Annotated in this window: 20 protein-coding genes; 9 read left to right on the top strand and 11 right to left on the bottom strand. The window is 70.0% G+C overall.

Annotation, left to right across the window (positions count from 1 at the left end):
* Positions 1 to 469 precede the first annotated feature (469 nt).
* Entirely contained in the window at positions 470 to 1,198 is a 729-nt protein-coding gene (locus tag AB0M08_RS38720; RefSeq protein ID WP_364504861.1) for a hypothetical protein, read from the top strand.
* A gap of 2 nt (positions 1,199 to 1,200) precedes the next feature.
* On the opposite strand, the gene AB0M08_RS38715 is transcribed toward AB0M08_RS38720, so the two are convergent.
* Positions 1,201 to 1,644, bottom strand: coding sequence for a hypothetical protein (locus AB0M08_RS38715; protein WP_364504859.1), 444 nt, complete (start codon positions 1,642 to 1,644; stop codon positions 1,201 to 1,203).
* Between the two features lie 13 nt (positions 1,645 to 1,657).
* Positions 1,658 to 3,229: a hypothetical protein gene (locus AB0M08_RS38710; RefSeq protein ID WP_364504857.1), complete on the bottom strand. Its 1,572-nt coding sequence runs from the start codon at positions 3,227 to 3,229 to the stop codon at positions 1,658 to 1,660.
* 621 nt (positions 3,230 to 3,850) lie between these two features.
* On the opposite strand from AB0M08_RS38710, the gene AB0M08_RS38705 reads away from it, so the two are divergent.
* Complete coding sequence (locus AB0M08_RS38705) at positions 3,851 to 5,515, top strand: hypothetical protein (protein WP_364504855.1); 1,665 nt, start codon at positions 3,851 to 3,853, stop codon at positions 5,513 to 5,515.
* A 180-nt stretch (positions 5,516 to 5,695) separates the two neighbouring features.
* Here AB0M08_RS38705 and AB0M08_RS38700 read toward each other — a convergent pair whose 3' ends face one another.
* From AB0M08_RS38700 to AB0M08_RS38680, 5 genes are all read right to left on the bottom strand, one after another.
* Positions 5,696 to 6,736, bottom strand: coding sequence for a tyrosine-type recombinase/integrase (locus AB0M08_RS38700; protein WP_364504853.1), 1,041 nt, complete (start codon positions 6,734 to 6,736; stop codon positions 5,696 to 5,698).
* A 1,707-nt stretch (positions 6,737 to 8,443) separates the two neighbouring features.
* A complete protein-coding gene (locus AB0M08_RS38695; RefSeq protein ID WP_364504851.1) occupies positions 8,444 to 11,821 on the bottom strand; it encodes a Tn3 family transposase in 3,378 nt (1,125 codons plus the stop codon).
* A gap of 81 nt (positions 11,822 to 11,902) precedes the next feature.
* Positions 11,903 to 12,751, bottom strand: coding sequence for a class I SAM-dependent methyltransferase (locus AB0M08_RS38690; protein WP_364504849.1), 849 nt, complete (start codon positions 12,749 to 12,751; stop codon positions 11,903 to 11,905).
* Positions 12,752 to 13,392: 641 nt separating this feature from the next.
* Positions 13,393 to 13,818 (bottom strand): organic hydroperoxide resistance protein, encoded by a 426-nt coding sequence (locus AB0M08_RS38685; RefSeq protein ID WP_364504847.1) that lies wholly within the window; start codon positions 13,816 to 13,818, stop codon positions 13,393 to 13,395.
* 54 nt (positions 13,819 to 13,872) lie between these two features.
* A complete protein-coding gene (locus tag AB0M08_RS38680; RefSeq protein ID WP_364504845.1) occupies positions 13,873 to 14,289 on the bottom strand; it encodes a MarR family transcriptional regulator in 417 nt (138 codons plus the stop codon).
* Positions 14,290 to 14,368: 79 nt separating this feature from the next.
* Between AB0M08_RS38680 and AB0M08_RS38675 the strand changes: the two genes are divergently transcribed.
* Positions 14,369 to 14,875: a GNAT family N-acetyltransferase gene (locus tag AB0M08_RS38675; RefSeq protein ID WP_364504843.1), complete on the top strand. Its 507-nt coding sequence runs from the start codon at positions 14,369 to 14,371 to the stop codon at positions 14,873 to 14,875.
* On the opposite strand, the gene AB0M08_RS38670 is transcribed toward AB0M08_RS38675, so the two are convergent.
* The 3 genes from AB0M08_RS38670 to AB0M08_RS38660 form a co-directional block, all read right to left on the bottom strand.
* Complete coding sequence (locus AB0M08_RS38670) at positions 14,869 to 15,282, bottom strand: hypothetical protein (protein ID WP_364504841.1); 414 nt, start codon at positions 15,280 to 15,282, stop codon at positions 14,869 to 14,871. The genes AB0M08_RS38675 and AB0M08_RS38670 overlap by 7 nt on opposite strands.
* Positions 15,279 to 15,455, bottom strand: coding sequence for a hypothetical protein (locus tag AB0M08_RS38665; RefSeq protein ID WP_364504839.1), 177 nt, complete (start codon positions 15,453 to 15,455; stop codon positions 15,279 to 15,281). Before AB0M08_RS38665 ends, AB0M08_RS38670 begins: the two co-directional genes overlap by 4 nt.
* A 128-nt stretch (positions 15,456 to 15,583) precedes the next feature.
* Positions 15,584 to 16,354 carry an endonuclease/exonuclease/phosphatase family protein gene (locus AB0M08_RS38660; protein ID WP_364504837.1) on the bottom strand — a complete coding sequence of 257 codons (771 nt, stop codon included), beginning with the start codon at positions 16,352 to 16,354 and terminating at the stop codon, positions 15,584 to 15,586.
* A gap of 119 nt (positions 16,355 to 16,473) precedes the next feature.
* On the opposite strand from AB0M08_RS38660, the gene AB0M08_RS38655 reads away from it, so the two are divergent.
* The 6 genes from AB0M08_RS38655 to AB0M08_RS38630 all read left to right on the top strand — a co-directional run bounded on the left by AB0M08_RS38655 (position 16,474) and on the right by AB0M08_RS38630 (position 23,774).
* Positions 16,474 to 17,238 carry a TSUP family transporter gene (locus AB0M08_RS38655; protein ID WP_364504835.1) on the top strand — a complete coding sequence of 255 codons (765 nt, stop codon included), beginning with the start codon at positions 16,474 to 16,476 and terminating at the stop codon, positions 17,236 to 17,238.
* Positions 17,235 to 17,705, top strand: a complete 471-nt coding sequence (locus AB0M08_RS38650) for a heme-degrading domain-containing protein (protein WP_364504833.1) — start codon at positions 17,235 to 17,237, stop codon at positions 17,703 to 17,705. Before AB0M08_RS38655 ends, AB0M08_RS38650 begins: the two co-directional genes overlap by 4 nt.
* A 68-nt stretch (positions 17,706 to 17,773) precedes the next feature.
* Positions 17,774 to 18,973, top strand: coding sequence for a serine hydrolase domain-containing protein (locus AB0M08_RS38645; RefSeq protein ID WP_364504831.1), 1,200 nt, complete (start codon positions 17,774 to 17,776; stop codon positions 18,971 to 18,973).
* 113 nt (positions 18,974 to 19,086) lie between these two features.
* A complete protein-coding gene (locus AB0M08_RS38640; protein WP_364504829.1) occupies positions 19,087 to 20,067 on the top strand; it encodes an aldehyde reductase in 981 nt (326 codons plus the stop codon).
* A gap of 14 nt (positions 20,068 to 20,081) precedes the next feature.
* A complete protein-coding gene (locus tag AB0M08_RS38635) occupies positions 20,082 to 20,888 on the top strand; it encodes a helix-turn-helix transcriptional regulator (RefSeq protein ID WP_364504827.1) in 807 nt (268 codons plus the stop codon).
* Between the two features lie 99 nt (positions 20,889 to 20,987).
* A complete protein-coding gene (locus tag AB0M08_RS38630) occupies positions 20,988 to 23,774 on the top strand; it encodes a phosphatidylinositol-specific phospholipase C domain-containing protein (RefSeq protein ID WP_364504825.1) in 2,787 nt (928 codons plus the stop codon).
* A 44-nt stretch (positions 23,775 to 23,818) separates the two neighbouring features.
* On the opposite strand, the gene AB0M08_RS38625 is transcribed toward AB0M08_RS38630, so the two are convergent.
* On the bottom strand, positions 23,819 to 25,489 hold the full coding sequence (locus AB0M08_RS38625; protein ID WP_364504823.1) for an FAD-binding dehydrogenase: 1,671 nt from the start codon (positions 25,487 to 25,489) through the stop codon (positions 23,819 to 23,821).
* Positions 25,490 to 25,834 lie beyond the last annotated feature (345 nt).

The following is a 25,834-nucleotide window of genomic DNA, read 5'->3' as shown; positions in this document are numbered from 1 at the left end:
GGACCAGGCCCCCGACCCGCCGATGACAAGGCAACCAACAGCAGAAAGCTAAACAAAATCAAGAAAATGTCTCGCTGGACTTGACAGGTTCCGTCCGGCTCCCGTCGGTCCGTTGATCGCAGCACAAGCAGTGAGCGAGACGTCCGGCCGGTGCACGGCAATGCCGATCCTGGCCCGGGCGATCGCCTACCCGCTGGAGTGCGGGCACAGCGTGCCGGAACGGGCCAGCCTCACCACATTAGCGAGACCTTTCCCCAGGAGCGGGCGAAGTCTACCCGGTGGGTACAACAACCTCGGGCGCTGATGGCCCGCCTCGCACGAAACGCCCGGTAAGAACATCTGAGCCGAGGAGCCTGCGATCGAACCCGCGACAGCGCGTGCGATCACCTGAGCAGGTTGGCTCGGAACCCGACCGGCATATCGGCTGTGGCGACGACTCGGGTTGAATAGAACCAGCATCATCGACGGTGTGGAATCCAGCCTCGTACGCCGACTCGCCCCGACCGTCGCGGCGAGCGCAGTGATCAGTCTCGGTGCAGCCACTGTGCTGATCGTCTGGCACGACTCGATCAGCCGATGGGCCGGCCCAGAGGCGTACAAGACCCTGCTTCAGTTCTTCTTGGTGGTCGTCCTCGGGGGTGGTGTTTCACTGCTGTTCCAGGCGTTCAACCGGGAAGCGGACCGCCGAACCGAACGGCTCCGACAACTGGAGTTGCAAGCCATCGGCGTCCAGGAAGCCCGCCAGCGCTACTTGAGTGAGCTGATCGATCAGTACCAACAGGTCAAACGGGTGCGGCGTTTACTGCGGGCCACAGCGCTCACACACGCCACTGACTTGCTGGACCGGTCCGTCCGAGTGAGCCGGTACGACGAACTGATGGGTTCGCTGCTGGACGCGCAGTTGTCGCTCGAAACGATGGCGCGCACGATTCCCGCCGGCGAGAGTCTGTCTCCTGCCGTTCCGGAGCTGACCTGCGCGATACGCACCGCGGAGGAGTACCTACGGGCGCTGATCACCGAGTACGAGCAGGTACGGCCGCAGGCGACCCAGCCGGAGATTAGTATCCGATTGCTGCCGAAGTTGGCCGAGTTTCTCGGCCCCTACGGAGATGCTGAGTTGTTCCGAGTGGAGTTCGTGGAACCGATGAACACGGTATTGGCTCGGATTGAGCGGATCATCACCGAGCCGCCGGACTGAGATCAGCTCGCGTATCTGGACGACCCGTCATTGCCCCGGTCGATCCGCACATTGATCATCGTGCTGCGGGAGCTGTCGCGCAGCGGGGAGGGATCGGCTCGCGAAACCTCGTGGAAGTACTCCTCCGCTAACTCGAGCTCGTCGGCGATCCTGTCAGCGAGATCGTCGCGGGCCATCACGTAAGCGGATCCGTCGCCGCCGGCTTCCACGTGGTCTCTGAAGCTCTCCAGGCGGCGCCGGACCTGCGACAGCTTCTTGTCCATGGCCTTGATCAGTTGCCGATCCGCGGACCCAGTCAGAGCCGCCGCCTGCGTCCGCAGCTGGGCGATGTTGCCAATCACGTTGTGAATGTTGCGTTCCAGCTGACTGGACACTTCGGTCATCGCCCGAATCTGCTGCAGCGCTTGCACAGTGGTCCGGCCGAACGTCGCGAGCTGACCGGCCATGGCTGTGAAAGGTTCAGGCGAGCCGGTCGAGGATCCAGGCACGAAGCAGATCGGCGCGCCGGCAGGCAGCCAACCTCTCAGTTCGTGAGGTGCCCGGGCTACTCGCCGTGGCCAAGGCGGTGGCCAAGTCGCCGAGATACCGGGCGAGGTCACCACCGGTACCGGTCGGTGCCTGCGGGAGCTGCAGCCGCAACCGGTTGGTGCGTGCCGACATGACCGCCGCGTCCGGCGCATCGAACTCGGCAGCGCGCAGTTCGGCGGATAGCCGGGTCCAGTACTCCGCCTGCGCCGTCGGATCCCGCTCGGCGTTGGCCGGCGGCCGCCGCTCCTGGCGTCGCTGATCGAGACTGACAACCTCAGCTGAGGGCCGGACGTCGTCATCGACAGCACCCGCGACGAACAACGGCCTCCGCAGGACGACGGCATCGTCTGGGGGCGGGAAACCCGGAATCCGTTGGGCCAGACGCGTCGCGGCGGCCGCGGCAAGCCAGAAGAACCACGTCCGGGACTCCGGCGGCAGCAGCGTGCTGCGGCCGGTGAGAACCAGTGCGATCGCCAGCAGGCAGATCAGACGTTGGTTCCGCCAGCCGGAGACATGGTTACGCTCGCGGGCCCAGTCACAGCTTGCCTGGTCCACACCGAGCAGGAGCTGCTGTAAATGAACGGGAAGGCCGTCGACGGTGATCGTCGTGGTGGGTTCCAGACACCAGCTACCCAAGGAACGACGGCCTTGCGGGCCGAGATCGGGAAGTATCTCGGCGATGGTCGTCAGGCTCAGATATACCTGGTCCCAGCCCAGCAGCCCGGTCGGGGTGTAGCGGGACAGGTCGACGAGGCAGTACGAGCCACGCCGCAGATCTGCCAGAAGGTTGCCCGGATGCAGATCGCCGTGGACCTTGCCGCGCCAGACGTTCACCACCGACGTGCCGCCCCACGAGTTCTGACCGATCAGGGCGAAAGGATTGACCAGCGGCTCTGGGGCCGTGTCGATCCACGGTCGCGGATCGTCTTGCAGGCCGGGATGCCCACCTGCCCACGCCGTGATCGTCCCGATGCCCGACAGCCGCTCGCCGAGAGTTCTGGCGAGCGTGGCGCCCACCGAGGTGGTCTCCACCTCCACCGCGCCACCGGCGTTCCAAGCTTCCAACAGTGACGTGGTGATCTCGCGGCACAGTTCGTCCGGCGCCTGATATGTCTGCACCGCCGCGTCGAGCTGGTATGTCTCGTCGAGGCCGCCGCCTGCAGGACTCTGCAGGAAGATCGAGCCGCCTCCCGGCACCTCAATGTGATCCGGCAGCAGCTTCGCCAGGTGATCTTTGGCGAAGTCCGGGGAATCGGCGACTGCGCGCAGATGCGCGTTGAACTCCTTGGTTCCGCCACCAGAAGAGTTGATTTTCAGGATGACGACGATCGGGTTGGCGCGGTAGCGCAGAAGCTGGGCACCGATCAGCTGCGCGCTTGTGTAGCCCTTCCCTCTCCAACTCTCCGGGACCAGCACCGCCGAATGCGCACTCAGCCAACCTCGGAGCGCCTCGCGGGCCCGGTCATTCTTCACCTGGGCCAGCACCTGCTCCGTGGGATCCATCTGCGACACGGCACCCCCGCAGCATCGACGCTTTCGGCTCACCAGCCTAGTCAGGATCGCGTCGTGCATCGATGTCTGTCCAGGCCCTGCAGGTGGATACGGAAACCCTGCGGCAACGTCGGGCTGACGGGTTATAGCACCAGCTGTCCGGCTCCCACCAGTTCCCAATGCCGCCAGGAGCGCCGGGTGACTGCCAGCCGGCGAGCAGGTCAGAGCGTCATTCCTGCGGGTGAAATGGTGGTACCAGCGCCATACGATCGGTCCGGGGTGCTTCAGGTGATCACGGGGATGTACTTCGGTGACGGCGCTCTCAACGAGACGGAACATCGTAAACCGCTGTACACCAACGCGATCTTCCGCAGGGTCGGTCCGTGACCCGCCTCGTTCCAGGCAATAGCCGTCGCGGCCGACGGCAGCTTTGGAAAGCAGCGAGTAACCGCCATTGTGCCCCCGGTCACCTCCCGCTGGTCAGGCGGGGCAAGGACCGGATCATCCCTGGCATCCAACCCACCTCTAACATCTCCGAGGGTGGTCGCTGCCCTAATCGTGAGCGTCCACAGGAGATGAAGATGGTGCGGGCGCGGTCGCCACGCCGGCCGGCTGACAGAGCAAGGACCGATGATGACGGACCGGGATTTGACCCAGACTGAGATCCAGCGCGCGTTCGAATCACGCGGCGACGGCCCCTGGACCGTTGTTCACGACGAGGTCAACGCGGAGGGTGTGCGGGGCGGGTCCTACTGCGCCCTGGCCGATCCCGGCCGCCGCGGTGATGCCCTCGGCCGCGACAGCTGGCTGGCGACCAAAAGCGACGGCGGCCCCGGTTTCGCGCAGATGTACGAGGACGGCCAGCCGGTGGCGATCTACCTGCCGCGCGGCAAGGTGGACGAGGACGTCGAACTGCTCGTTCTCGTGCGTGACTTCCACGGCGCCGCTGACCCGGTTCTCGAGATCGACCAGCAGTTCCGGCTCTTCCACAACCTGCGTTACGTCGCAGCGTCGGACTCGTACGTGAAGATGAATGACGACGGCACCGAAACGGCCGCGGTGAGGATCACCGGCGAGACCATCGAGATCCGGACATCTCTGCTAAAGCAGTACATCGCGGCCCGGCAGATGGACCTGTTGCTGTTCACCGACATGCACGTGTACTCCCACCAGCAGCCGGCGGGCGCGGACACCGTCCGGTTCACTACCGCCAGCTGCACCGGCCGGCTCGATCACCACGAGAACCGGCGCTCATCTCTGGGCCGATACTCCTCCCGGTACTGCGCGACCAAGGTCATCGCGCCCGGGCCTGTCGAAACCTGCGGCATCTGGCCCTACGAGACGGCCGACTCCGCCTACCCGGCGTTCATCATCGGCGAGGACCAACACGGACGGCCCGTCACCCACACGTGTGATCCTGCGGTACTAGGGAACTACTTCGGCGCCAACCCCGACGCGCCGCACTACCTGACCCCGGTCCATTTCCGGCGCGAGGTCCTGGCGAAGTACTATGCCGACTCGCAGCGCTACACCGTCAGCGACGGCTACTTGCGTTGTGCGCAGCTGTGGGGCTTGCAGATCGACAATGACCATGACGACCGGGTCGTCGTATTCCTGGGCGATCTGGGACGAGACCTCCCGCCCGCCGAACGCGATCATTGGCGGTCCTACATGATGTCCGCCGACGCGCCGATCAGCGTCACCAACTTCCGTCGTTCCTTCCTCGCGCAGCCGGCCGACGCGGCCGCCGTCGACCTGACCTTCCGCCGGGTTTACCACGACGCGACCCGGGCCTGGGAAGCCCGTCACGGATGGCCATTGTTCCGGGAGCCGAACGGATCCGACGTCTTCCTGCTCCAGCAGCTGCGGATCCCGCTCAACGACACGGACAACGAGTTCGAAGAGGCCATCAAACTGCTGGCCAAGCTGATGAGCGACGCCTTGAACGAGAAGGCCATCGGGAAAGAATTACCCGACCGGGTGGAGAACGAGAAGGGGATCTCCAAGCTTCAGCGGCTGCTCACGCTGTGGGGCTACCCGCACGTCCAACGCGACATCAGCTTTCTGCGCCGGGTCCAGGAACTGCGTTCTAAGGTTAGCGCTCACCTCAAAGGCCGCACCTACGAGCAGGACTTGACGAAGAACCTGGGCGACGTCCGAGGCCCCGCAGCGGTCCAAAACCTGCTGGGAGAAGGCGTCACCTTCCTGCGCGACCTCATCGCCTGGGTCGGCCCGGCCGTCGCGGCCGAGACCGCCACGGAGTCGGCGACCGAGGCCGAGCCGGCACCCGGCACCTGAACTTCGCCTGGGCCGCCGAACGAAATGGTCGGCCCGGTGCGGCACCGCCACGAGACTGGCCCCGCCCTCAGGTCGAGCACGCTGAAGCTGACGCTGATGTCGCCTGCCACCGGCCGGTGGATCCGGGCCTCGGTACCCGGGTCGACCCGCGCTGCGACCGGCGGGGAACACCGGGCAGCCCTACAACTCGGCGTCGGGATCCCCGAACCGGCCGGCGAGCAGGTACGTGCCGTGGTTGTCGAGTTGATGGCGCCGCCGGTCGTAACGGCGCGTGGTTCTCGGGTCGGCATGGTCGGCGAAATCCTGTGCCCGGCGCAAGTCACCGCCGGTAGCGTCGAGAATCTCCGTGATCGCGGTGTGCCGCAGCGAGTGCGGGCTCAGCGCGTTCGCCGCGTCCAGCCCCGCCCGGCGGGCGAGTCGGCGAATGAGCCGGTACACGTACAACTCGTAGACCGCCCGGCCGGACGGCGTCACGAACAGGGGACCCTCGGTGGGAGATCCGCGGTCGGTGAGCATCTGGTCGAGCGCCCGGGCGACTACCGGCGGCAGCGGGATCCGGCGGCGGCGCCCGCCCTTGACACTCAGGTCGAGCACCCGGTGTCCGCGGTCGGTGCCCAGGTCCTCGATGCAGGCTGCGATCACCGAGCCGACCCGCAGGCCGGCGATCAGCAGCAGCAGTATCAGGGCGTGGCTGGACACCGAGTCGGCGCGCGCCTCGGCGAGGAGCCGGTCGGCTTCTGGCCGGTCGAGGCCAACCGTGCTGCTGTCGTCCGGGTCGATCCGGGGCCGGGCGGCCAGCTGTGTTGGATTGTGCATGAGTAGCGGTTCCGCGTCGGCGGCGGTGTTGACGATCAGATAGTCGTACCAGGACGCGACGGCGGACAGTCGGCGGGCAATCGTGGACTCGGCGGCAGGTTTGCCGCGGGCGCCGGACGCACGCTGCTCAACGATCCAGGCGTCGAGGTCGGCGGCCCGGGCGGTCAGCGGGTTGCGGCCGGTCGCGGCGCACCAGTCACCCCATTGCCACAGGTCACGCCGGTACGCGGCCCGGGTGTGCTCCGAACGCTGCCGAGCGATCCAGAGCTCGGTCAGCTCGTCCAGCCGGTTCAGCGGCGCCGGAGCCAGCACGGGCAGCCGCGCGTCCGCGGGGGCGGGCAGGACGACCTCGCCGATCGCGTCGCGGGGACCGGGTACGGAGGGCTCGGTTGGCGGCGGGGTCATGCAGACCGGTCCACATGCCGGTTCGCCGCATCCCGGACGTCCGGATCATCGTCCGTGGCCAGTTGTCGGGCCGTTGCGCTCGGATCGCTGCTGATCCGGCAAGCCAGGTCGGCCAGCAGGCCACGCCGGTTGCCCGGCGTGGCGGGCAACCGCGCGATCAGCTGATCGCGCAGTGCATCGTCACGGCGGAGGGCCAGCGTGTGGCCAGCCGTCTCCGCGATCCAGGATGTGTCGGCCGTGAGCACGGCGGCCAGCGCGTGCTGCTCGGCGGCGCCGAGCCGGTCCGGGCCCGCTGCGGTCAGCGGGTCGGGAACCGGGCCGGGGGTCAGCAGCAGGCTCGGCACCCCCAGCAGCTCGCCCTCGCCGTTCTCGATGATGGCGGCCGCCGCCTGCGCGGCGATGACCTCGATGTCGAGGCCGAGCACAGCGGCGGTGGCCCGCAACCAGCCGCCGACCAAATCACGGTTCTCGTCATCGCCGATCGCCAGGACATCGCCGGGCTTAGCCGACCCGAGATCTACCGCCTCGGCCAGCGTGCAGAGCTGATCCAACCGCCACCGCTGGCCTGGGGTGAGGACCCGGCCCGCGGTGGACAGCCCTACCACCGTCTGCAACAGCGGCAGCACGAACATCCTCATCCAACACAGATCACCGGGCTGCTCGTCGGCCAGGGGCACGGGTCCTCGCACCACGGATGACTCGACCACCCAGGACGGCGGCCCGAGGCGATGGCCGAGGGCCTGCAACGCCGCGTCGACCTGCTCGACGGTGCCCAGCCGGTCGCGCCACGCCAACTCGGTGATGGGCGCCGCCATGTCGGTGCCGACCTCGGTCAGGTGGCTGATCGCCTGCAACGCCACCTGCAGATGTCCCGGGAGCAGGCTGCTGGTTTGGCGGGGCCGCACGGTCATGTCCGGCAGGGGTAGCTGCAACGCGGCACGCACGGCTGTACGCTCAGTCGGGGTCAGCGTCCGGGCGTCGGTGTTCGCGTTGGCCAGCGTGGCCAGGGCCACCGCCACGGTTCGGGGATCTCCGGCGGGTAGCCGGTCGAGAATCTGGTCCCGCTGATCACGCAGGGCCGCCGGCAGCCGCAGTTGGGCGATCTCCAGGGTGTAGGTCCAGCCGCCCGGGCCCTCGTCCGGGTCGACTGGATCGGCCTGCTGGGCGGCCTCGGCCAGGGCCGTCAGCAGCGTGGTCAGCAGATCCGGGTCCGTGGTGGGCGTCCCGTGCAGAATCTGTGCCGCGATCAGGGCCCGCGCCGGCATCCGGCCGTCGCCGACATCGGTGAGTAGGACCGGCAGGATCCGCGGGTCGAGTTCCCCGGCCAGGATCAGCGTCAGGCTGAGCTCGTCGTCATCGGCGGCCGCGTTCGCCCACGCAACGACCTGGTCGCCGGGCAGCCAGGTCACGGCGACGGCCGCGCCGATCTCGGCGAAGACCCGGCTGCGCGCCGCGAAGCTGGTCCCGGTATCGACGAACACGCCGACCCTCTCATCCCAGAAGTCCATGATGTGCCGGGTCAGTTCGCCGGCTGGTCCCGGCGCGGTGATACCCCATCGCCCGGCCAGCATCGCGGCGACCGCTTGCTCAGCGACGACCACGGTGACCGGGCCGGGACCGATGAGCCGGCTGCCGAGCGCGGCGAAGCCGTCGAGTAGTTGATCCGGTGTCGGCTGCCCGGGCTGACCCGCCGCGGAATCGGGCCGGTTACGTTCCCAGCGCCGCACGCTGTGCTGTACCGCGGCCTGCAACAGCCCGGCCCGGCTGTGTCCCAGGGGTAGCCCGGGCGACTCCGCGACGACCAGCGTCAGCAGGGTCGCGAGCAGCGGCACCTGACCGATGTCGGGGTACTCCTTGATCGCCGCCTGCACCCGCGCCCGGCACGCTGCCACCCACGCGTCCCGCTCGGCCGGCGGCACGTCGCGGTGGGCCGCGACGTGCCGCAATACCTCCTGCAGGACCGTGTCGAGGTTGCGGGCGGTGGCCAGATCTGCCGTGGGAAGCCGCAGGCGCCGGGCGGCGGCCGTACCGCTGCCGCGGGTGGCCAGGACCACGCCGGTCTGTTCGGGCAGCCCGGCGAGCACGGTCGACAATCCGTCGGCGATCATCGGCCGGTGGATCCCGCACTCGTCGAACGCGTCGAGCAGCAAAACCGCGCTGCCGGTCTGGCAGGCATGCTCGAGCGCGGCCGTCAGGTCGGCCTGGTCGGGCGCTGGCAGGCGTGGCCTGCTCGCAGAGCAGCCGCAGCGTGAGCTGGCTGGCGTGGGTGCATTGCCGGGCGACCGTGGGCAGGGAGACCAGGACCGGCACGGGCGCCCGGGCGTCGCCAGCCCAGGTCGCAGCCAGCTGCCGCAGGGCGGTGCTCTTGCCCTTGCCGGGCAACCCGGTCAGCAGGATCCGCGGCCACCGCCGCGCGGTCAGCAGCAGGCGTGCCGGCAAATCGAGTCGTTGCCTGGGGTGCGCCACGATGACCTGCAGCCCGTCGGCAAGTCCGGCAACGACGAGCGGGGGCAGATCCTCGGCCAGCAGGGTTAGCTCGATCCGGCCCGCCTCGGCCGCCAGCCGCGCCCGGTGGTTGTCGAGGGCGATCTGCCGGGCGTAGGCGGTCGCATATTTGATCATCTGGTCGTACTGCTCGGCAATGATGTCCCACTTGATCGGCCGCGACAACGCCGGCGTGAGCCGGGGATAGGCGTCGGGTTCACCGACCGCCGGCCGATACAGCCGGACCTTGTTGATCCGCTTGATCCGCGGTAGGAGGTCGAAGCCAAGCAGCCGGGTGATCCCGAAACCGACCTCGGACTGCCCGTGCGAATCGACGTAGTTGCCCTCGACCTCCATGGTCGTGCCGTGCCGCATCGCCCCCTCGACCATCGCGGCGACCTCACTGGCGGTACAACTGATCAGCTGGGAGTGGATCGCCATGCTCTTACGCTCGACATGCCAGTAGATCAGCACCCCGCGGCCCCCGTACCGCGAGTGCCACTCGGTGAAGATGTTCTGATCGAACGCCCCGAAATGCGTCGAGTCCGACGCCACCGCCGTGGACCCGGCACCCCAAACCGCCTGAGCCCGGGCGGCGAACGTCGCGTTCGCGATCTCCGTCGCGACCATCCGCATCATGTCGGCGTTCATGTACCGGCGCCGGACATAGCGCAGGTCGGCTTCGCTGTGCCCGTTCAGCGTGTTCCCGGAGATCGCCCTGATCCCGGTGTTCGTCCCGTAGGCGTACATCACCAGCATCAGCCGCTCCGCCAGCACCCTCGCATCGAGACCACCGCGCCCGGTCGCCCCGGTCACCGCCGACAGACAGTTGGTGCGCAACACCGCTTCCTTGAGCAGATCGATCAACGGAACCGTGCCCCACCGGGTCCGGATCTCATTCTTCAACCCCCGCAGATTCCGCGGCTCCGGCGCCGCGTCCAGATCGGTCAGCTTGATCGCACCCCGCTGGCCGCGGTCCCGGACCTCCAGCCAGTCCAGCTCCGGCAACGCCGCATCCAGCTGGCCCAGCGAGTCCCGCATCTCGGCCCGAAGCTGATCGATGAACTCCGTCGGGTCCAGTGGCTTGCGCAGCGCCGCATAGTGCGCGTCCCGGTGAACCTCGAAATCCTGCGGCAGGTCCTCGTCCGGGTTGCGCCACTTGTCGGCGCCGACAACCCAGATCTCCTTACATCGCAACCGCTCTCGCAGCGTCTGGAAGGTACAGATCTCGTAGGTGTTGCGGACCACCCGGCTCGGCCCCTTACCCGAGTCCTTGTAGACCAGTGGGCTCCATTCACCGATCACGCCCTTGTGGCTGGGCACGAACTCACCGGCCGGGTAGTACGTCATCCGCCCGTCGGCGTACCTCCTGATCAAGCCCAGCGCGTCGAGTACAAGTCGGTGGGTGTCATTGCTCGACCGGAACTCCAGCACATCAAGCAACTCGATCAGCCCACGCCGATAGTGGTTGGAGTAGGACGCCTTCAACGTGGTCTGCACGGTGCGCCGGTACACCGGGCCCTTGGTCTTGAACTCGTGGACGAGCTCCCGCAGCGTCTGCTCGCCGCCGGTCACCGCCGGGAACACCACCTCCCGCACGGCGTCGTCCGGCCGGTCTATCGAAGCCTCCGCGATGGAGAACAACAGGCTCTCCTTGCCCGTGACCCGCTTGAACGCGTTCACCAGCTCCTCGGTGACCTTCCGGTCAGCCCGGGCCCGGATACGGTGCACCGTGGAGATCAGCAGCTCCACTAGCGTATCCGTAATTTCCCGCTGCCTGGTGTACAGCAACGCCGCCAGCAGCGTCAGCATCAAACCATCCGGATGATCGCGCAGGTGCGACGGCGATTCCACCATCGCCCTTGATCTCCAACCCGCGAGGACCCGCGGCGCGACATCGGCGAACAGGTCACCGGGTAGACCCACCACCCGGACCGCCCGCAGCTTGCGGATTTCGGTCAGCATCGATTCCAAGCTGACGTTGCCCGGCACCGACTTGATCAGCGCCAGAACCGAATCCTGCTCGCCGTCCTCATCCGACACCTCCGAGTTGACCATCACGCGGAGCCGGTCAGCCGACTGGGCAGAAACCCTCGACACAATCCGTGCTGTCAATGCCTGCTCCGCTTGATGCAACGCCGACCGTACGATCCGGTCGCGTTGCGCCACCGTCTGCGGCGGCTCTATCCGCTCCGCTCGGCACCGCGCCAACAGCTCGTCGTGCACCAACTCCCGACGGCGCTCGGCCTCGCAGACGGACCTGGACAACCAGTCCGTCAACGATTGCGCATCGGCCTTCGAGCACTCACGAAATCCCAGGTGAGCCCGGATCTGCGCCCGGTGATACTCGATCGTGCGCCCCACCCATTCGTAACGCCGAAACGCCGCCGCGTCGACCTTCGTCTGCCTGGCCATGAAACGGATCACGTCTTTGGGTAGTTCCCCCTGGCCTGCCGGGAAGCGACCGAAACGGGTGAAGAACTTCAACAGCAACGCGAACCCCAGCCGCGTGGGTCCGCTCCTGTTCTTCAGCAGCTTCCGCTCATCATCGAGAAGCGTCCAATGCTCTACCAGTTCATCCAGATCCAGCGCCCGGGCCATAGCCGGTCATCATCATGTCTAAGTTTGGAGCGCCACTGCCCCGAGTCACCCGATCGGGGGTCCTACCAGCGGATACCTTTGCTACTTTGCGGTTCGGCGCACGTTTCTTACCAACACCCCGACTTCGGCGGCGCGGGCGCAGTGGAGAGGATCTGCGGTGTCCCTCGTTCGCGGATGCCGTGGCCGGGTGTCCGCCTTGTTCACCACGTGCAGGCCGGCTGCCGTGATGTCGGCCAGAAGTTCGCTGCGCGTCCTGAGTTCGAGGAGTTCGGCCAAGTCGGACAGGACGAGCCATCCTTCACCTCCCGGTTCGAGGTGCGCGGTGAGTCCGGCCAGAAGGTTGCGGAGCATGCTGCTGTCCGGGTCGTAGACACCTTGCTCAACGGAGGAGGTGGGCCGGGCTGGAATCCAGGGCGGGTTGCAGACGATGAGGTCCGCGCGGCCGTCGGGAAACAGGCTGGGGCCCACGATGTCGACGTGCCCGGTGAGGTGCAGCCGGCGGACGTTCTCGCGGGCGCAGGCCAGGGCGCGCGGGCTGATGTCGGTGGCCACGACGTGGTCGATTCCGCGGCGGGCCAGAACGGCGGCGAGCACTCCCGTCCCCGTCCCGAGGTCGAATGCGGTAAGGCGGCCCGAGCGGTGGGCCGCCGTGGCGGGGAGCGGTGCACGTGCGACGAGATCGACGTATTCGCCCCTGACCGGGGAGAACACTCCGTAGTGCGGGTAAATGCGAGCGTCGAGCGCCGGTACCTTGACGCCCTTCGTGCGCCACTGATGCGCTCCGATCACGCCCAGCAACTCGGTGAGCGAGACGGCCATCGGTTCGGACGCCGGACCGTACGCCTCGGCGCATGCCTGCCGCACTTCGGGGGCCCTGCGCAGGTTCAGGCGGTAGTCGTCTTCCAGCCGGACGAGGAGCCTGCCGAGCACGCGGGCACGGTGGCTGCGGGCCCGGCGGTGCAGGTGGAAGGACTCTGCCAGTGGGCGGAACGGGGGAGGTTCGTCTCGGTCCAGTGGATCGTGGACACCAGGTACTCCTCGTGATCGAACGTGCAGGGGCACGAAGAGCACTTCGACGAGGAGCAGGGCAGACGGCCCGTGCTGCGGCACGGGTGCGTGTGTCAGGGCAGGTAGGGCTACCGCTCCCGCGTCGAAGCGCGAGAGGAGGAGTCACCGAGAACCATGCCGAGCGTCACGACCAGCCCTTTCAGAGAGATGAGACAAGGAGGTTCGCACAGCTCTGTCTCCGCAGGCAAACCAGGCACCACCTGGGCGAGCTACGCGCCAGGCGACCCCGGATGACCGGTCTTCGAGGATGGGCTACCAGTCGTGCGGCGGTCCCGCTCCGTGGCCGGGCACGGTTCGGGGCGGGACCGGGAACGCTGACGGCGGCTCCGGTGGCGGGAGACGGCGAAGGCCCGGAAACCGGCGAACCGGGTCCGGGCCTTCGTGACGTCGCTGCGACGCGGTCCGTCCTCGCGGGCGACCCGCACCGGCCGGAGCACGGCCGGGAGGCCGCGGCGGGCGGCGGGGCCGGCCGTGGGCGGGCGGCGGGGCGCCTGCCGCGGGGATCAGGCCAGGGTGAGCGCGACCTCGACGTTGCCGCGGGTGGCGTTCGAGTACGGGCAGACCTGGTGGGCGGCCTCGAGCAGGGCGGTGGCCTGCTCCTCGGTGAGGCCGGGCAGCTCGGCCTCGATGGCGACGGTCAGGCCGAAGCCGCCGGAGGGCAGCTGGCCGATGCCGACGTCGACGGTGATCGCGGTGTCGGTGAGGGTGAGCTTCTGCATGCTCGCGACGCGCTTGAGGGCGCTGTGGAAACAGGCCGCGTAGCCGGCGGCGAAGAGCTGCTCCGGGTTGGTCAGCGCGCCGCCGGGGCCGCCCATCTCCTTCGGGATGGCCAGGTCGAGGTCGAGGACGCCGTCGCTGGAGCGGACGCGGCCGTTGCGGCCGTCGCCGTGCGCGGTGGCCGAGGCGGTGTAGACCGGGGTGACAGACATGAGGGGCGGCCTTTCTCGAAGAACCGAACTCGATGAACCGAAGGGGTGAATCGCTCAGCCGCGGGCGCGGGCGAGCAATTGATGGAGCTGAGTCAGCTCGTCGAGAGTCAGGTTGACGTGGCAGAGCAGCGACGCGGTGAGGTCGCCGATCTCGTCGCGCAGTCGCTGGCCGGAACCGGTCAGGCTGACCAGGACGGTGCGCTCGTCGTCGGTGCCGCGGTCGCGGCGCAGGCGACCCTGGCTCTCGAGGCGCTTGAGCAGCGGCGAGAGGGTGCCGCTGTCCAGGCGCAGGGTACGTCCGAGGTCACGGACGGTAGTGGGGCCGTCGTGCCACAGGACGCGTAGTACGAGGTACTGCGGGTAGGTCAGGCCGTGCGGGTCAAGCAGCGGTCGGTACAAAGCGGTCATCGACCGGCTCGCGGCATACAGCTGAAAGCAGATCATTTCGTCTAATGCCGCGCTCTCCCGCATGCCCAGAACCGTAGCGCGCAATTCAGTTGTGCACAACTAGTCCGTGGCGCGGGTCACCACGGTGTGTGATCATGCCGGGATGCCGGATGTCCGCTTCGTGAAGCTCTCCCCCGCCGCGCTGACCGCCCTCGTCGCCGAGGACCTGGACGCCGCGAGCGCCGCCGCCGGTTTACCCCTGAGCCGGTACCTGGTGGACGAGAACTGGCTGTGGCGGGTACGGCTCGACGACATCCTGCGCGACCCGGCGGCCGCCGACTGGATCGCCCGCGCCGCCGTCGCCGAACCCGAGGGGATCGTCGTCGGGCACGGCGGGTTCCACGGGCCACCGGACGAACGGGGCATCGTCGAGGTCGCCTACTCCGTCGACCCCCAGCACCGCCGTCGCGGCTACGCCAGGGCGATGCTGCGCTCCCTGCTGGAACGGGCCGACGCCGACCCGTCGATCACCGCGGTACGGGCCAGCATCCGCCCGGACAACATCGGGTCACGCGCGACGATCGCCGGATTCGGCTTCCGCAAGATCGGCGAGCAGTGGGACCCGGAGGACGGCCTGGAGGACGTCTGGATGAGGCAGAAGCCTCAGTAGTCCTCCTCGATCTGCAGGGCCACGTTTCCGTCGGCCAGGCCCGCGTAGAGCTCCGCGTGCCGGGTGAGCACGTCGACACCGCACTCCAGCGCCAGCCACCCGGCCGACGCCAGGTCCGCCGCGCCGAGCAGGGTGATCGCGCTGGAGAGCATCTCCCAGTCGTCCGGATCGTCCGAGACGACCTGCGTCGCCGGGTGCTCCAGGAGCAGGTACAGCCACTCCCGGTCGGTCTTGATCTGCGCGGACGCCTGCAGCAGACAGGTCAGCGGCACCACGACCAGGCCGCCCTCCCGGTCGATCTCGGCGAGCAGCTCACCGACGGCGGGCGACCCGCGGACCCAGGCGGCGATCGCCGAGCTGTCCAGGACCAGCCGCACCGGCAGTGGGCCCGGCGTCTCGTCGGTCACGCGGCGGCCGGACGGCGCAGCCGCTCGATCGCGGCGGCCCGCACGGCCGGGTCACGGCGCTTCGCTGCCGCCTGCAGCACCCGGCGGGCGCGCTCGAAACCCTCGGGCGCCACGGCCCGGCCACGATCCGCCATCTCCTGCGCGAGGGGCGCGTGCACATCCGGCTGCGTCATGCCGCCCATCGTACGTGTGTTCCCCCGCACGGGAGAAGCACGGCGGGGCCGGGCACCCGGGACACCGCCCGCAGCGGTGCGGACACCGGCCCGGGAGCGCGTACGGGAAGAACAGCGAGCGCAAGCGGTCACTCCAGCTGGACCACCAGCGGCAGGTGATCGGAGACGGCCGGGCGGGGCGTGCGGACCTGGACCACCCGGCCCAGCGCGGCCGCACCCCGCGGATCCGACAGGATGTGGTCCAGCTGCGTGCGCGGCGCGGGACTCGGGAACGTCACCGCCCGGGCCAGGGGACGCCAGCCGGTGAACGCGCGGACCGGACCGGCCGGCATGTTCAGGTCGCCGAGCAGCACCCGCGGCGCCGGCAGTGCCCGCAGCGCCCGGACCGCGTGCCGCAGCTGCCGCACGTTCCAGCCCGGCACGAACGACAGGTGGGTCGTACCGACGCTCAGCAGGCCGCGCGGGGTCTCCAGGACCGCGGCCAGCATCACCCGCGGCTCGTCGCGCAGCAGCAACAGGCCCCGGTCCGGGGTCAGCACCGGCGACCGGATCGGCGCGCCCGGCAGCTGCGTGATCAGCCACCGCTGCACCGGGAACCGGCTGACCAGCGCGATCCCGTACTGCGGATGGTGCGCCTCGGCGAGCGGATGCCACGCCTGCCAGGTCTGGCCGGGCGTGCCGACCACCGCGGCGGCGAACCGGTGCGCCGGCGCGTGCAGCGCCTCGGCGGCCAGGGCGGTCAGGTCCAGGCCACCGCTGCGGGGCTGCGCCCGGTCCACCTCCTGCAACCCCAGGACGTCGGCGTCGAGGTCCGCGATCGCGTCCCGGATACGGTCGGCGTGTACGGTCCCATCGGACAGTGATCTGCCGTGCAGCAGGTTGAAGGTCGCCAGGCGCACACGACGACCCTAGTCAACGAGGAGGGTGACATGTTCACCAAGGCACTCTGCTGCTCGATGCTCGTCTTCGTGGCGATAGCCATGTTCGGGATGTGGCTGCAGCGGGTGCGTGACCGCAAGTGACCGTCACGCTGCTGCTCGCGGCCGCCGCGGCCGGCTGGGTCGACGCGGTCGTCGGCGGCGGGGGCCTGCTCCTGCTACCGGCCCTGATGGTCGCCGCGCCGCAGCTGTCGATGGCGACCGCGCTGGGCACCAACAAGCTCACCGCGATCTGCGGCACCGCCACCGCCGCGGTCACCTACGCCCGCAAGACGAAGATCGACTGGGGGGTCGCCGGGCCGTCCGCCGCCCTGGCCCTGGTCTGCGCCGGCTGCGGGGCGCTGCTGGCCGGGCAGATCCCGGCGAGCGCGTACCGGCCGGTCGTGCTCGCCGTCCTGATCGCCGTCGCGGTCTTCGTGGCCGTCCGGCCGGCGATGGGCCTGCGCGAGCACGCGGAGAAACGCACCCCGCTGCGCCGCGGCCTGGTCGTCGCCGCCGCCGGGATCCTGGTCGCCGCCTACGACGGCCTGGTCGGCCCGGGCACCGGCACGTTCATGGTCCTCGCGTTCACCACGATCGTCGGCGCCGACTTCGTGCACGGCTCGGCCATGGCGAAACTCGTGAACACCGGCACCAACCTCGGCGCCCTGATCGTTTTCGGCCTCACCGGGCACGTCGCCTGGCTGCTCGGCGCCGGCATGGCGCTCTGCAACATCGCCGGGGCGGTCCTCGGCGCCCGGATGGCCCTGAACCGCGGCGCGGGCTTCGTCCGGATCGTGCTGCTGGCCGTGGTCCTCGCCCTGATCGTCAAGCTCGGCTACCAGCAGTTGACAATGGGGTCATGAGCGACGACGTACAGCACCTGATCGCGGCGATCGAGGAGCAGGAGGCCCGGCTGGTCTTCCCGCGGTTCGAGGAGTCCGACGCGTGGGCCCTGGGCTGCCTGCTGGTGAAGCTGGCCACCGAGCGGAACCTGCCGGTCGCCGTGGACATCCGCCGCGGCGGGCAGCAGCTCTTCCACGCCGCGCTGCCCGGCTCCACCGCCGACAACGACTCCTGGATCGAGCGCAAGGTCCGGGTCGTGTACCGGTACGCCGCGTCGTCGTACCTGGTCGGCCGGCGCCTGGAGGCGGCCGGCCGGGAGCTGGGCCCGGCCATGGGCGTCGACCCGGCGCTGTTCGCCCCGCACGGTGGCGCCTTCCCGGTACGCGTGCCCGGCGCCGGCGTCATCGGGGCGGTGACCGTTTCCGGACTCCCCCAGGCCGACGACCACGCGCTGGTCGTCGCGGCGATCGAGGAGTACCTCGCCTGAGCCGCCTATCGCGGGCGTATCGGAAAACGCATACGCCCGCGTAACGGCCCTCCGTCTTCAGTGGACGCATGACCTCACTTCACGGTATCGGCCGGCGCCGCCTGTTCGGATGGACCGGCCTGGCCGCCGCCGGAACGTTCCTGCCGCTCCCGTCCGCTGACCGGGAACCACCGCCGGACACGCTGCCCGGCGGCTCCTACGACCGGTACCTCACCGGACTCGCCGCCGACGGACGGTTCTCCGGGGTCGCCCTGCTCGCCCACCACGGCAGGACCACCCTGTCCCGGGCGTACGGCATGGCCGACCGGGAACGCGGCATCCCCGTCCGGGAGGACACCGCGTTCACGCTCAGCTCGGCCGGGAAACCGTTCTGCGCGGTCGCCCTGCTGCAACTCGCGCAGCAGGGCCGGCTCAGCCTGACCGACCCGATCGGGCGGCACCTGACCGGTTTCGACCCGGACGTCGCCGCGCAGGTCACCATCCACCACCTGCTCTCCGGGAGCTCCGGTCTCGGCACCCTGGACGCCGGCGACGTCGAGCACGTCTTCCAGAGCCGCGACGAGGTGCACACCTACTACGCGCGGCGCGCCCGGCAGGCCCGCCTGGCCGGCGTCCCCGGCGTACCGACCGGGCTGCACGCGGAACCGGACGCGACCATCCCCCCGCTGATCGTCGAGGCGGTCACCGGGACGACCTACTGGGACTACGTCGAACGTAACGTCTTCCGCCGCGCCGGGATGACCCGGTCGGGGTTCTTCACCCGGCCGCGGTGGCTGACCGACGAACGGCTCGCACACCCGTACATGGAGATCGCCGACGGCAGCCGGGTCGACGCGCTGCGCCACCTGGACCAGGGCAGCCCCTACGAGTACGTGCTGGGCCGCAACCCCGGCCGGGCGTTCATCGACGCACCCGGCGACGGCGGCTTCGCCAGCGCCCCCGACCTGGTCCGTTTCGCCCGGGCCCTGTTCGACGGAACCCTGCTCGACGGGCCGTGGACCGACGTGCTGTTCGGCGCGAAACTCCCGAACGGGCCGACCTCGTTCGCCGCGTACGGCCTGCCCATCCACATGTCGAACGGCCAGTGGCAGTACCAGCGCGCCGGCGGGAACCCGGGTGTCGGCGCGAACTGGAGCATCTACCCGGACAGCGGCTTCGCCGGGATCATCCTCGGCAACCGCGACGGCGTCTCCCTGATCGACGTCCTGGCCCAGGAGGAGTACGCGGTCACCGGCGCGGTCCCGGACACCGGCGGCGCGGGCGGCTGAGGCTCTGCCGGCCCGCCGTGGAGGCCCGGCTGCTGCGGGGCTGATCCTGGTCCCGCGGGGACCAGGATCACGGGGGACTTCCCGGCCCCGGCGGCCGGGCGAACGATGACGGCATGGCTACCGTACTTGTCACCGGGGGAACCGGTTTCGTCGGCGCGCACACGATCGCGCGGCTGCTCGACGACGGGCACACCGTCCGCACCACCGTGCGCGACCCGGGCCGGGCCACCGTGTTCGGCGACCGCGTCGCCACCGTCACCGCCGATCTGCGCCACGACGACGGATGGGCGCGGGCCGCGGCCGGCGCCGAGTACGTGCTGCACGTCGCCTCGCCGTTCCCCGCCGGGACCCCGGCACACGAGGACGACGTGATCGTCCCGGCCCGCGACGGCGCGCTGCGGGTGCTGCGGGCCGCCCGGGACGCCGGCGTGCGGCGGGTCGTGATGACCTCCTCGTTCGCCGCGGTCGGCTACGGCTGGGGCGCCACCGACCGGGTCTTCACCGAGGCGGACTGGACCAGGACCGACGGGCCGGGGGTGACCCCGTACATCGCCTCCAAAGCGGTCGCCGAACGCGCGGCCTGGGATTTCGTCGACGCCGAGGGCGGCGGCCTCGAACTCGCGGTGATCAACCCGGTGGGTATCTTCGGCCCGGTCCTCGGCGGGGGCCTCTCCCCGTCGGTCCGGATCATCGCGGCGATGCTCGACGGCGGCATGCGGATCGCCCCGCCGGTCTGGACGCAGCTGGTCGACGTCCGCGACGTCGCCGACGCGCACCTGCGGGCGATGACCTCCCCGGCCGCCGCCGGGCAGCGCTACCTGGCCCTGTCCGGCACGCCGGTCTCCTTCGCCGAGATCGGCCGGATCCTGCGCGCCCACCTCGGCGACGCCGCCGCGAAGGCGCCCACGCGTACCGCCCCGGCCGCTCTGATCCGGCTCCTGGCCCGGTTCAGCCCGCGCCTGAACGACCTGGTCCCGCAGCTCGGTGTCGTCCGCCGCGCCGACAACACGAAGCTCCGCGACGAGCTGGGCTGGACGCCGCGCCCCACCGATGAGACGGTGATCGCCACCGCCCGATCCCTGACCCACCGGTGAGGAGCGACTCCCCGATGACGAGCACGGCGGACACGCTGGGCGCGTTCCTGCGCGCCCGCCGCGAACAGATCCGGCCCGAGGACGTCGGCCTGACCACCGGGGCCCGCCGCCGGGTCCCCGGCCTGCGCCGCGAGGAGGTCGCCCTGCTCGCCGGGATCAGCGCCGAGTACTACCTGCGCCTGGAACAGGGCCGCGACCACCACCCGTCCGACCAGATCCTGACCGCCCTCGCCGGCGCTCTGCGGCTCGACGACGACGCGAACGCCTACCTGCACCGGCTGGCCCACCCGGCGCCGCGGCCACGGCGCCGCCGTGGTCGCGGCGCCGGCCCGGTCCTGCAGCCGCTGCTGGACGCCTGGCCCGCCACCCCCGCCTACGCCCAGGACGGCACCGGCCGGGTCACCGCCGCCAACCACCTCGCCGTCGCGCTCAGCCCGGCCTTCGCCGTCGGGCAGGTCCCGCTGCGCGCGGTCTTCCGGGATCCGGAGATGCGCCGCCTCTACCCGGACTGGAACGACGTCACCGCCAAGACCGTCGCCGGGCTGCGCACCCTGCTCACCGGCGACACCGCCGACCCGGAACTCCTCGAGCTGATCGGCGAGCTCACCCTCACCAGCGACCGGTTCCGCACCCTCTGGGCACGCCGTGAGGTCCGCACCCGGACCTCCGGCGTGACCCGTTTCGCCCACCCGCTGGCCGGCCCTCTCGACCTGCACTACGAGAAGTTCCCGCACCCCGAGCACCGCCAGCTGCTCGTCGTCTACCGCGCGGATCCCGGCTCGGCCACCGCCGAACGCCTCCAGCTGCTCGCCTCCCTCTGAACCAGCCGTTCTGAGCCAGCCGTTGACGATCACCGGGATGAACTTCGGGGGCGGTGGTGCGTCCGGACGGGTATGAGGAGCAGATGGCAACGATGGCCGATGGTGCCGGCCGCCGTACTGGCGCTGGTGATCGCCCTGGTGGCGGTGCCCGCCGCACCGGCCGCCGCGGCGGAGGGATCCGCGTTTCAGACGCTGGGTGACACCAGCCACCCGGACTGGATGCGCTGGGTGCCCGGCGGCACCCGCCTCGGCGACATCTCGGTGCCGGGCACCCACGAGACGCTGGCCATCCACGGCGGCGACATCTCCCAGGACCAGGAGGACCACGGCGACGAGGGCGCGACCCTGGCCAAACAGCTCGACGCGGGGATCCGGTCGATCGACATCCGGGTCCGGGTCGTCAACGACTCGTTCACCATCCACCACGGCACCAACTACCAGAACGCCACCTTCGGGCAGGTCCTGACCGTACTCAAGACGTTCCTGGCCGCCCACCCCACCGAGACGGTCCTGATGCGGCTGAAGGCGGAGTGCTCCGGGGCTTTCCCCTCCTGCGACGACCAACCGGACCTGTGCTCCGGGGCGGACAACTGCGCGGCCGAGCAGCAGCGCCGCGTCGACGTCTTCCGCGGCTACCTGGACAACCCGGACTACGCCGGCCTGATCGAGGCCGGCCCCGGCAGCACCCCGACACTCGACCAGGTCCGCGGCAAGGTGGTGCTCACCCAGTTCCTCGGCACCGGTGGCGGCCCCGTCACCGGGTACGGGCTGGACAACCTGATGGGCGACGACCGCGGCGCCTACGTCCAGGACGCGTTCGACACGATCGGCACCGCCCCCAAGATGGCCCTGATCCGGGACCTGATCGGCAAGGCCGATGCGGACACCGGCGGGAACGTGTACCTCAACTTCACCAGCGCGGCCGCCGACGTCGCACCCGCCTCGGTCGCCGCCGGCATCGACCCGGAGGTCCTCGACGACCTGATCACCGGCCGGTCCGGGGACTGGCGCAAGCTCGGCGTGCTGATGATGGACTATCCCGGCGCCGGGCTGATCGACGCGATCATCGCGCTCAACGCCCGGTCGACGACCGTCACCGACGAGATCGCCGCGGAGATCACCCGGAACCTCGGCAACATCACCACGTCCGGCGACGGTGACGCCCAGGCCCGGCACGGCCTGCTGCGGACCTACCTGCACCGGGTCGCCCCGAACGAGAACTGGAACACCGCCACGGTCAGCGGCGGGCGCGGCATGTGGGTCAACGCCACCGTCCCGCCCGGCGACGACGGCGACGTCGACGTCGACGGCTACCGGTCGATCGCCTGGCGCTCGGAGCTGGCCACCAGCGGCACCGACCAGGCCACCCTGGCCGGTACGGTCGACGCGGCGCTCGGCGGGCTCTCCGGCAGCAGCCAGGACCGGGCCGGGCAGCTCGCCGCCGTGCTGACCAGCGCGTACCCGAATCAGTTCTGGTCGGTGATCGTGCACGAGGGCGACGGCGGCTTCGACAACTGGATATCGCAGACTTACGGGGTGTCGTACCAGAAATCGGCGGACGGCCGCGCCTACCTGGCGGTCGGGCAGGACCGCACCGAGCAGTACCTGCCCGACCCGGGACCGGTCGGCGAACGGGTCGCGTACTTCCCGAGCTGGTCGGTCTACGCCAACGCGTTCTACCCGAAGACCCTCGACACCAACGGCATCGCGGGCCGGCTGACCACCATGATGTACGCGTTCGAGAACATCGACCCGGTCAACCTCACCTGCATGGCCGCGAACCAGGCCGGCAGCACCGACGACAACGACGAGTCCGGCAACGACGGCGCCGGCGACGCGTGGGCCGACTACCAGATGGGATTCACCGCCGAGAACAGCGTCGACGGCGTCGCCGACGCGTGGGACCAGCCACTCAAGGGCAACTTCAACCAGATCAGGAAGCTGAAGGCGAAGTACCCGCAGCTCAAGGTCCTCGTCTCGATCGGCGGGTGGACGTACTCGCGCTGGTTCTCCGACGCGGCCGCCACCCCGGCGTCCCGGCAGAAGTTCGTCACCTCCTGCATCGACATGTACATCCGGGGCAACCTGCCGCAGCTCGGCGACGACCCGGCCGGCGGCACCGGGGTCGCCGCCGGGGTGTTCGACGGCATCGACATCGACTGGGAGTTCCCGGCGACCGAGGCCCGGCCCGGCAACCACTACGGGCCGCAGGACACCGCGAACTACACGGCCCTGCTGACCGAGTTCCGCCGCCAGCTCGACGCCCTCGGCGGCGCGCACCGCCTGCTGACCGCCGCGGTACCGGCCGGCCCGGACGCGATCGCCAACCTCCAGATCGGGCAGCTCGCCACCGTGCTCGACCTGGCCGACGTGATGTCGTACGACATGCACGGCGGCTGGGAGACGACCGGCCCGACGAACTTCCAGGCACCGCTGTACGACGCCCCCGGCACCCCGGCGTACGGCAGCAGGTTCACCGCCCACGACGCGATCCAGTCGTGGATCGCCGGCGGTTTCCCGGCGAACAAGCTGACCCTCGGCGTCCCGTTCTACTCCCGCGGCTGGACCGGCGTCTCCGCGGGCGACCGCGACGGCCTCTACCGGACGGCGTCCCGGCCGACCGACCCGTTCGAGTACTCCCAGGCGGCGGGCGTCGCCATGTACAAGGAACTGGCCGCCCACGGCAAGCTCGGCACGATCCACTTCGACCCGGTGTCGAAGGGCTCCTGGGTCTACGACGGCACCGACTTCTTCTCCGTGGAGTCCCAGCAGTCGCTGACCGCCAAACGCCGCTACATCAAGCAGCAGGGCCTGGCCGGCGTGATGGCCTACTCCCTGGAGAGCGACCCGACGGGCACCCTGCTCGGCTGGGCGACCGGCACCTGACGCCGATGCCCGGCTCCCCGGACCGCGGGGAGCCGGGCACGCACTCAGAGGGAGCGGGCGGCGTGCCGGCCCGCGGCGCGGCCGGAGAAGAGGCAGCCACCGAGGAACGTGCCCTCCAGGGCGTTGTAGCCGTGGACGCCGCCGCCGCCGAAACCGGCGACCTCGCCCGCCGCGTACAGGCCCGGCAGGACCCGGCCGTCGGCGGCGAGGACGCGGGAGTCGAGGTCGGTCTGGATGCCGCCGAGGGTCTTGCGGGTCAGCACGTGCAGCTTGACGCCGATCAGCGGGCCGGCGGACGGGTCGAGGACCCGGTGCGGGGCGCTGGTGCGGCCGAGGCGGTCGCCGAGGTAACGGCGCGAGTTGTGGATGCCCTGGATCTGGGCGTCCTTGGTGACCTTGTTGGCCAGCTGCCGGTCGCGGGCCTCGATCTGCGCCTTGACGTGCGCGGCGTCCAGCAGCGGCGTGCAGGTGAGCTTGTTCATCCCGGCGACCAGCTCGTCGATGGTGGCGGCGACGACGAAGTCGTCGCCGTGCCGCTTGAACGCCTCGACCGGGGCGGGCGCGCCCTTGCCGAGCAGCCGCTCCTTCGTGAACGCGCGGCGGTCCTTGGCGGTCACGTCGGGGTTCTGCTCGGAGCCGGACAGCGCGAACTCCTTCTCGATCATCTTCTGGGTGAGGATGAACCAGGAGTGGTCGTGTCCGGCGAGTTCCGGGGTGGTCCGCAGGTAGCGCAGCGTGCCGAGGGTGTCGTAGCTGGGGAGGTAGGGCTGCGGCAGCCGCCGTCCGAGCGCGTCGAACCACATCGGGGACGGGGCGGACAGGATCCGGATGCCGTGGCCGGGCCAGATCGGGTCCCAGTTGCGGACACCCTCGGTGTAGTGCCACATCCGGTCCCGGTTGACCAGGCGCGCCCCGGCCGTCTCGGCGATGGCGAGCATGCGGCCGTCGACGTACGCCGGAACGCCGGTGATCATGTTCTTCGGGGCGGTGCCGAGGCGGGCCGGCCAGTACTGCCGGACCAGGTCGTGGTTGGCGCCGATCCCGCCGGTGGTGACGATGACGGCCTGGGCGCGCAGCGCGAACTCGCCGGTCTCGTCGCGGTTGCTGGGCTTGCCGCGGGCCGCGTCATCCGGGGCGAGCACCGTGCCACGGACCCCGGTGACCACCCCACCCTCGACGATCAGCTCGTCGACCCGGTGCCGGTGATGAAAGGAGAGCAACCCGGCCGCGGCTGCGTCGTGCGCGGACGCGGCGAACGGCTCGACCACACCGGTGCCGGTGCCCCAGGTGACGTGGAAACGCGGCACCGAGTTGCCGTGGCCGCCGGCGCGCAGGTCGCCGCGTTCGGCCCAGCCGGCGAACGGCAGCCAGCTCAGGCCCATCCCGGCCAGCCAGGAGCGTTTCTCGCCGGCGGCGAACTCCACGTACGCCCGTGCCCACTTCGCCGCCCACGCGTCCTCGTCGTCGAGGCGGTCGAACCCGGCGGACCCGCGCCAGTCGCTCCAGGCCAGCTCGACGCTGTCGCGGATCCAGGCACGCCGCTGCTCGGGGCTGTCGACGAAGAAGAGCCCGCCGAACGACCACCAGGCCTGCCCGCCGAGGTTGGCGGCGTTCTCCTGGTCGACCAGCGCGACACGTTTCCCCGCGCTGGTCAGCTCGTGTGCGGCGGCCAGCCCGGCGAGGCCGGCCCCTACGACGATGACGTCCGCGTCCACAGGCATCCCTCTCGAAGCGACGGAAACTATTGAAACGTATGACGTGACCCACGCCACCAGACCAGGAAATGTATCCGACCTGAACTGCCGGAATGCCACCGGACCGGCATCGATCATCTCGGGACGGGCCGGGTGGAAAAGGTCGTACTCCGCTTCAACCGGCAATTCTGGCCCGTACACGAAGCCGGGTATTGCCGGGTTCACGGCCCCACCGGCACCAGCGCCGGCGAACGGCCCGACACGACCACCGCCGCACGCACGGCGGCGGCCATCTTAGAGGCAACGACACGCCGGTAGGGGGTTGTGTCCTCGCTCGCCCCGCAACGCCCCGAACGGACACATCGG

It is taken from the genome of Actinoplanes sp. NPDC051851 (assembly GCF_040681165.1).
Classification (GTDB): Bacteria; Actinomycetota; Actinomycetes; order Mycobacteriales; family Micromonosporaceae; genus Actinoplanes.
Note: the sequence above shows the minus strand (reverse complement) of the source record. Positions and strands in the feature narration are given on the sequence as shown.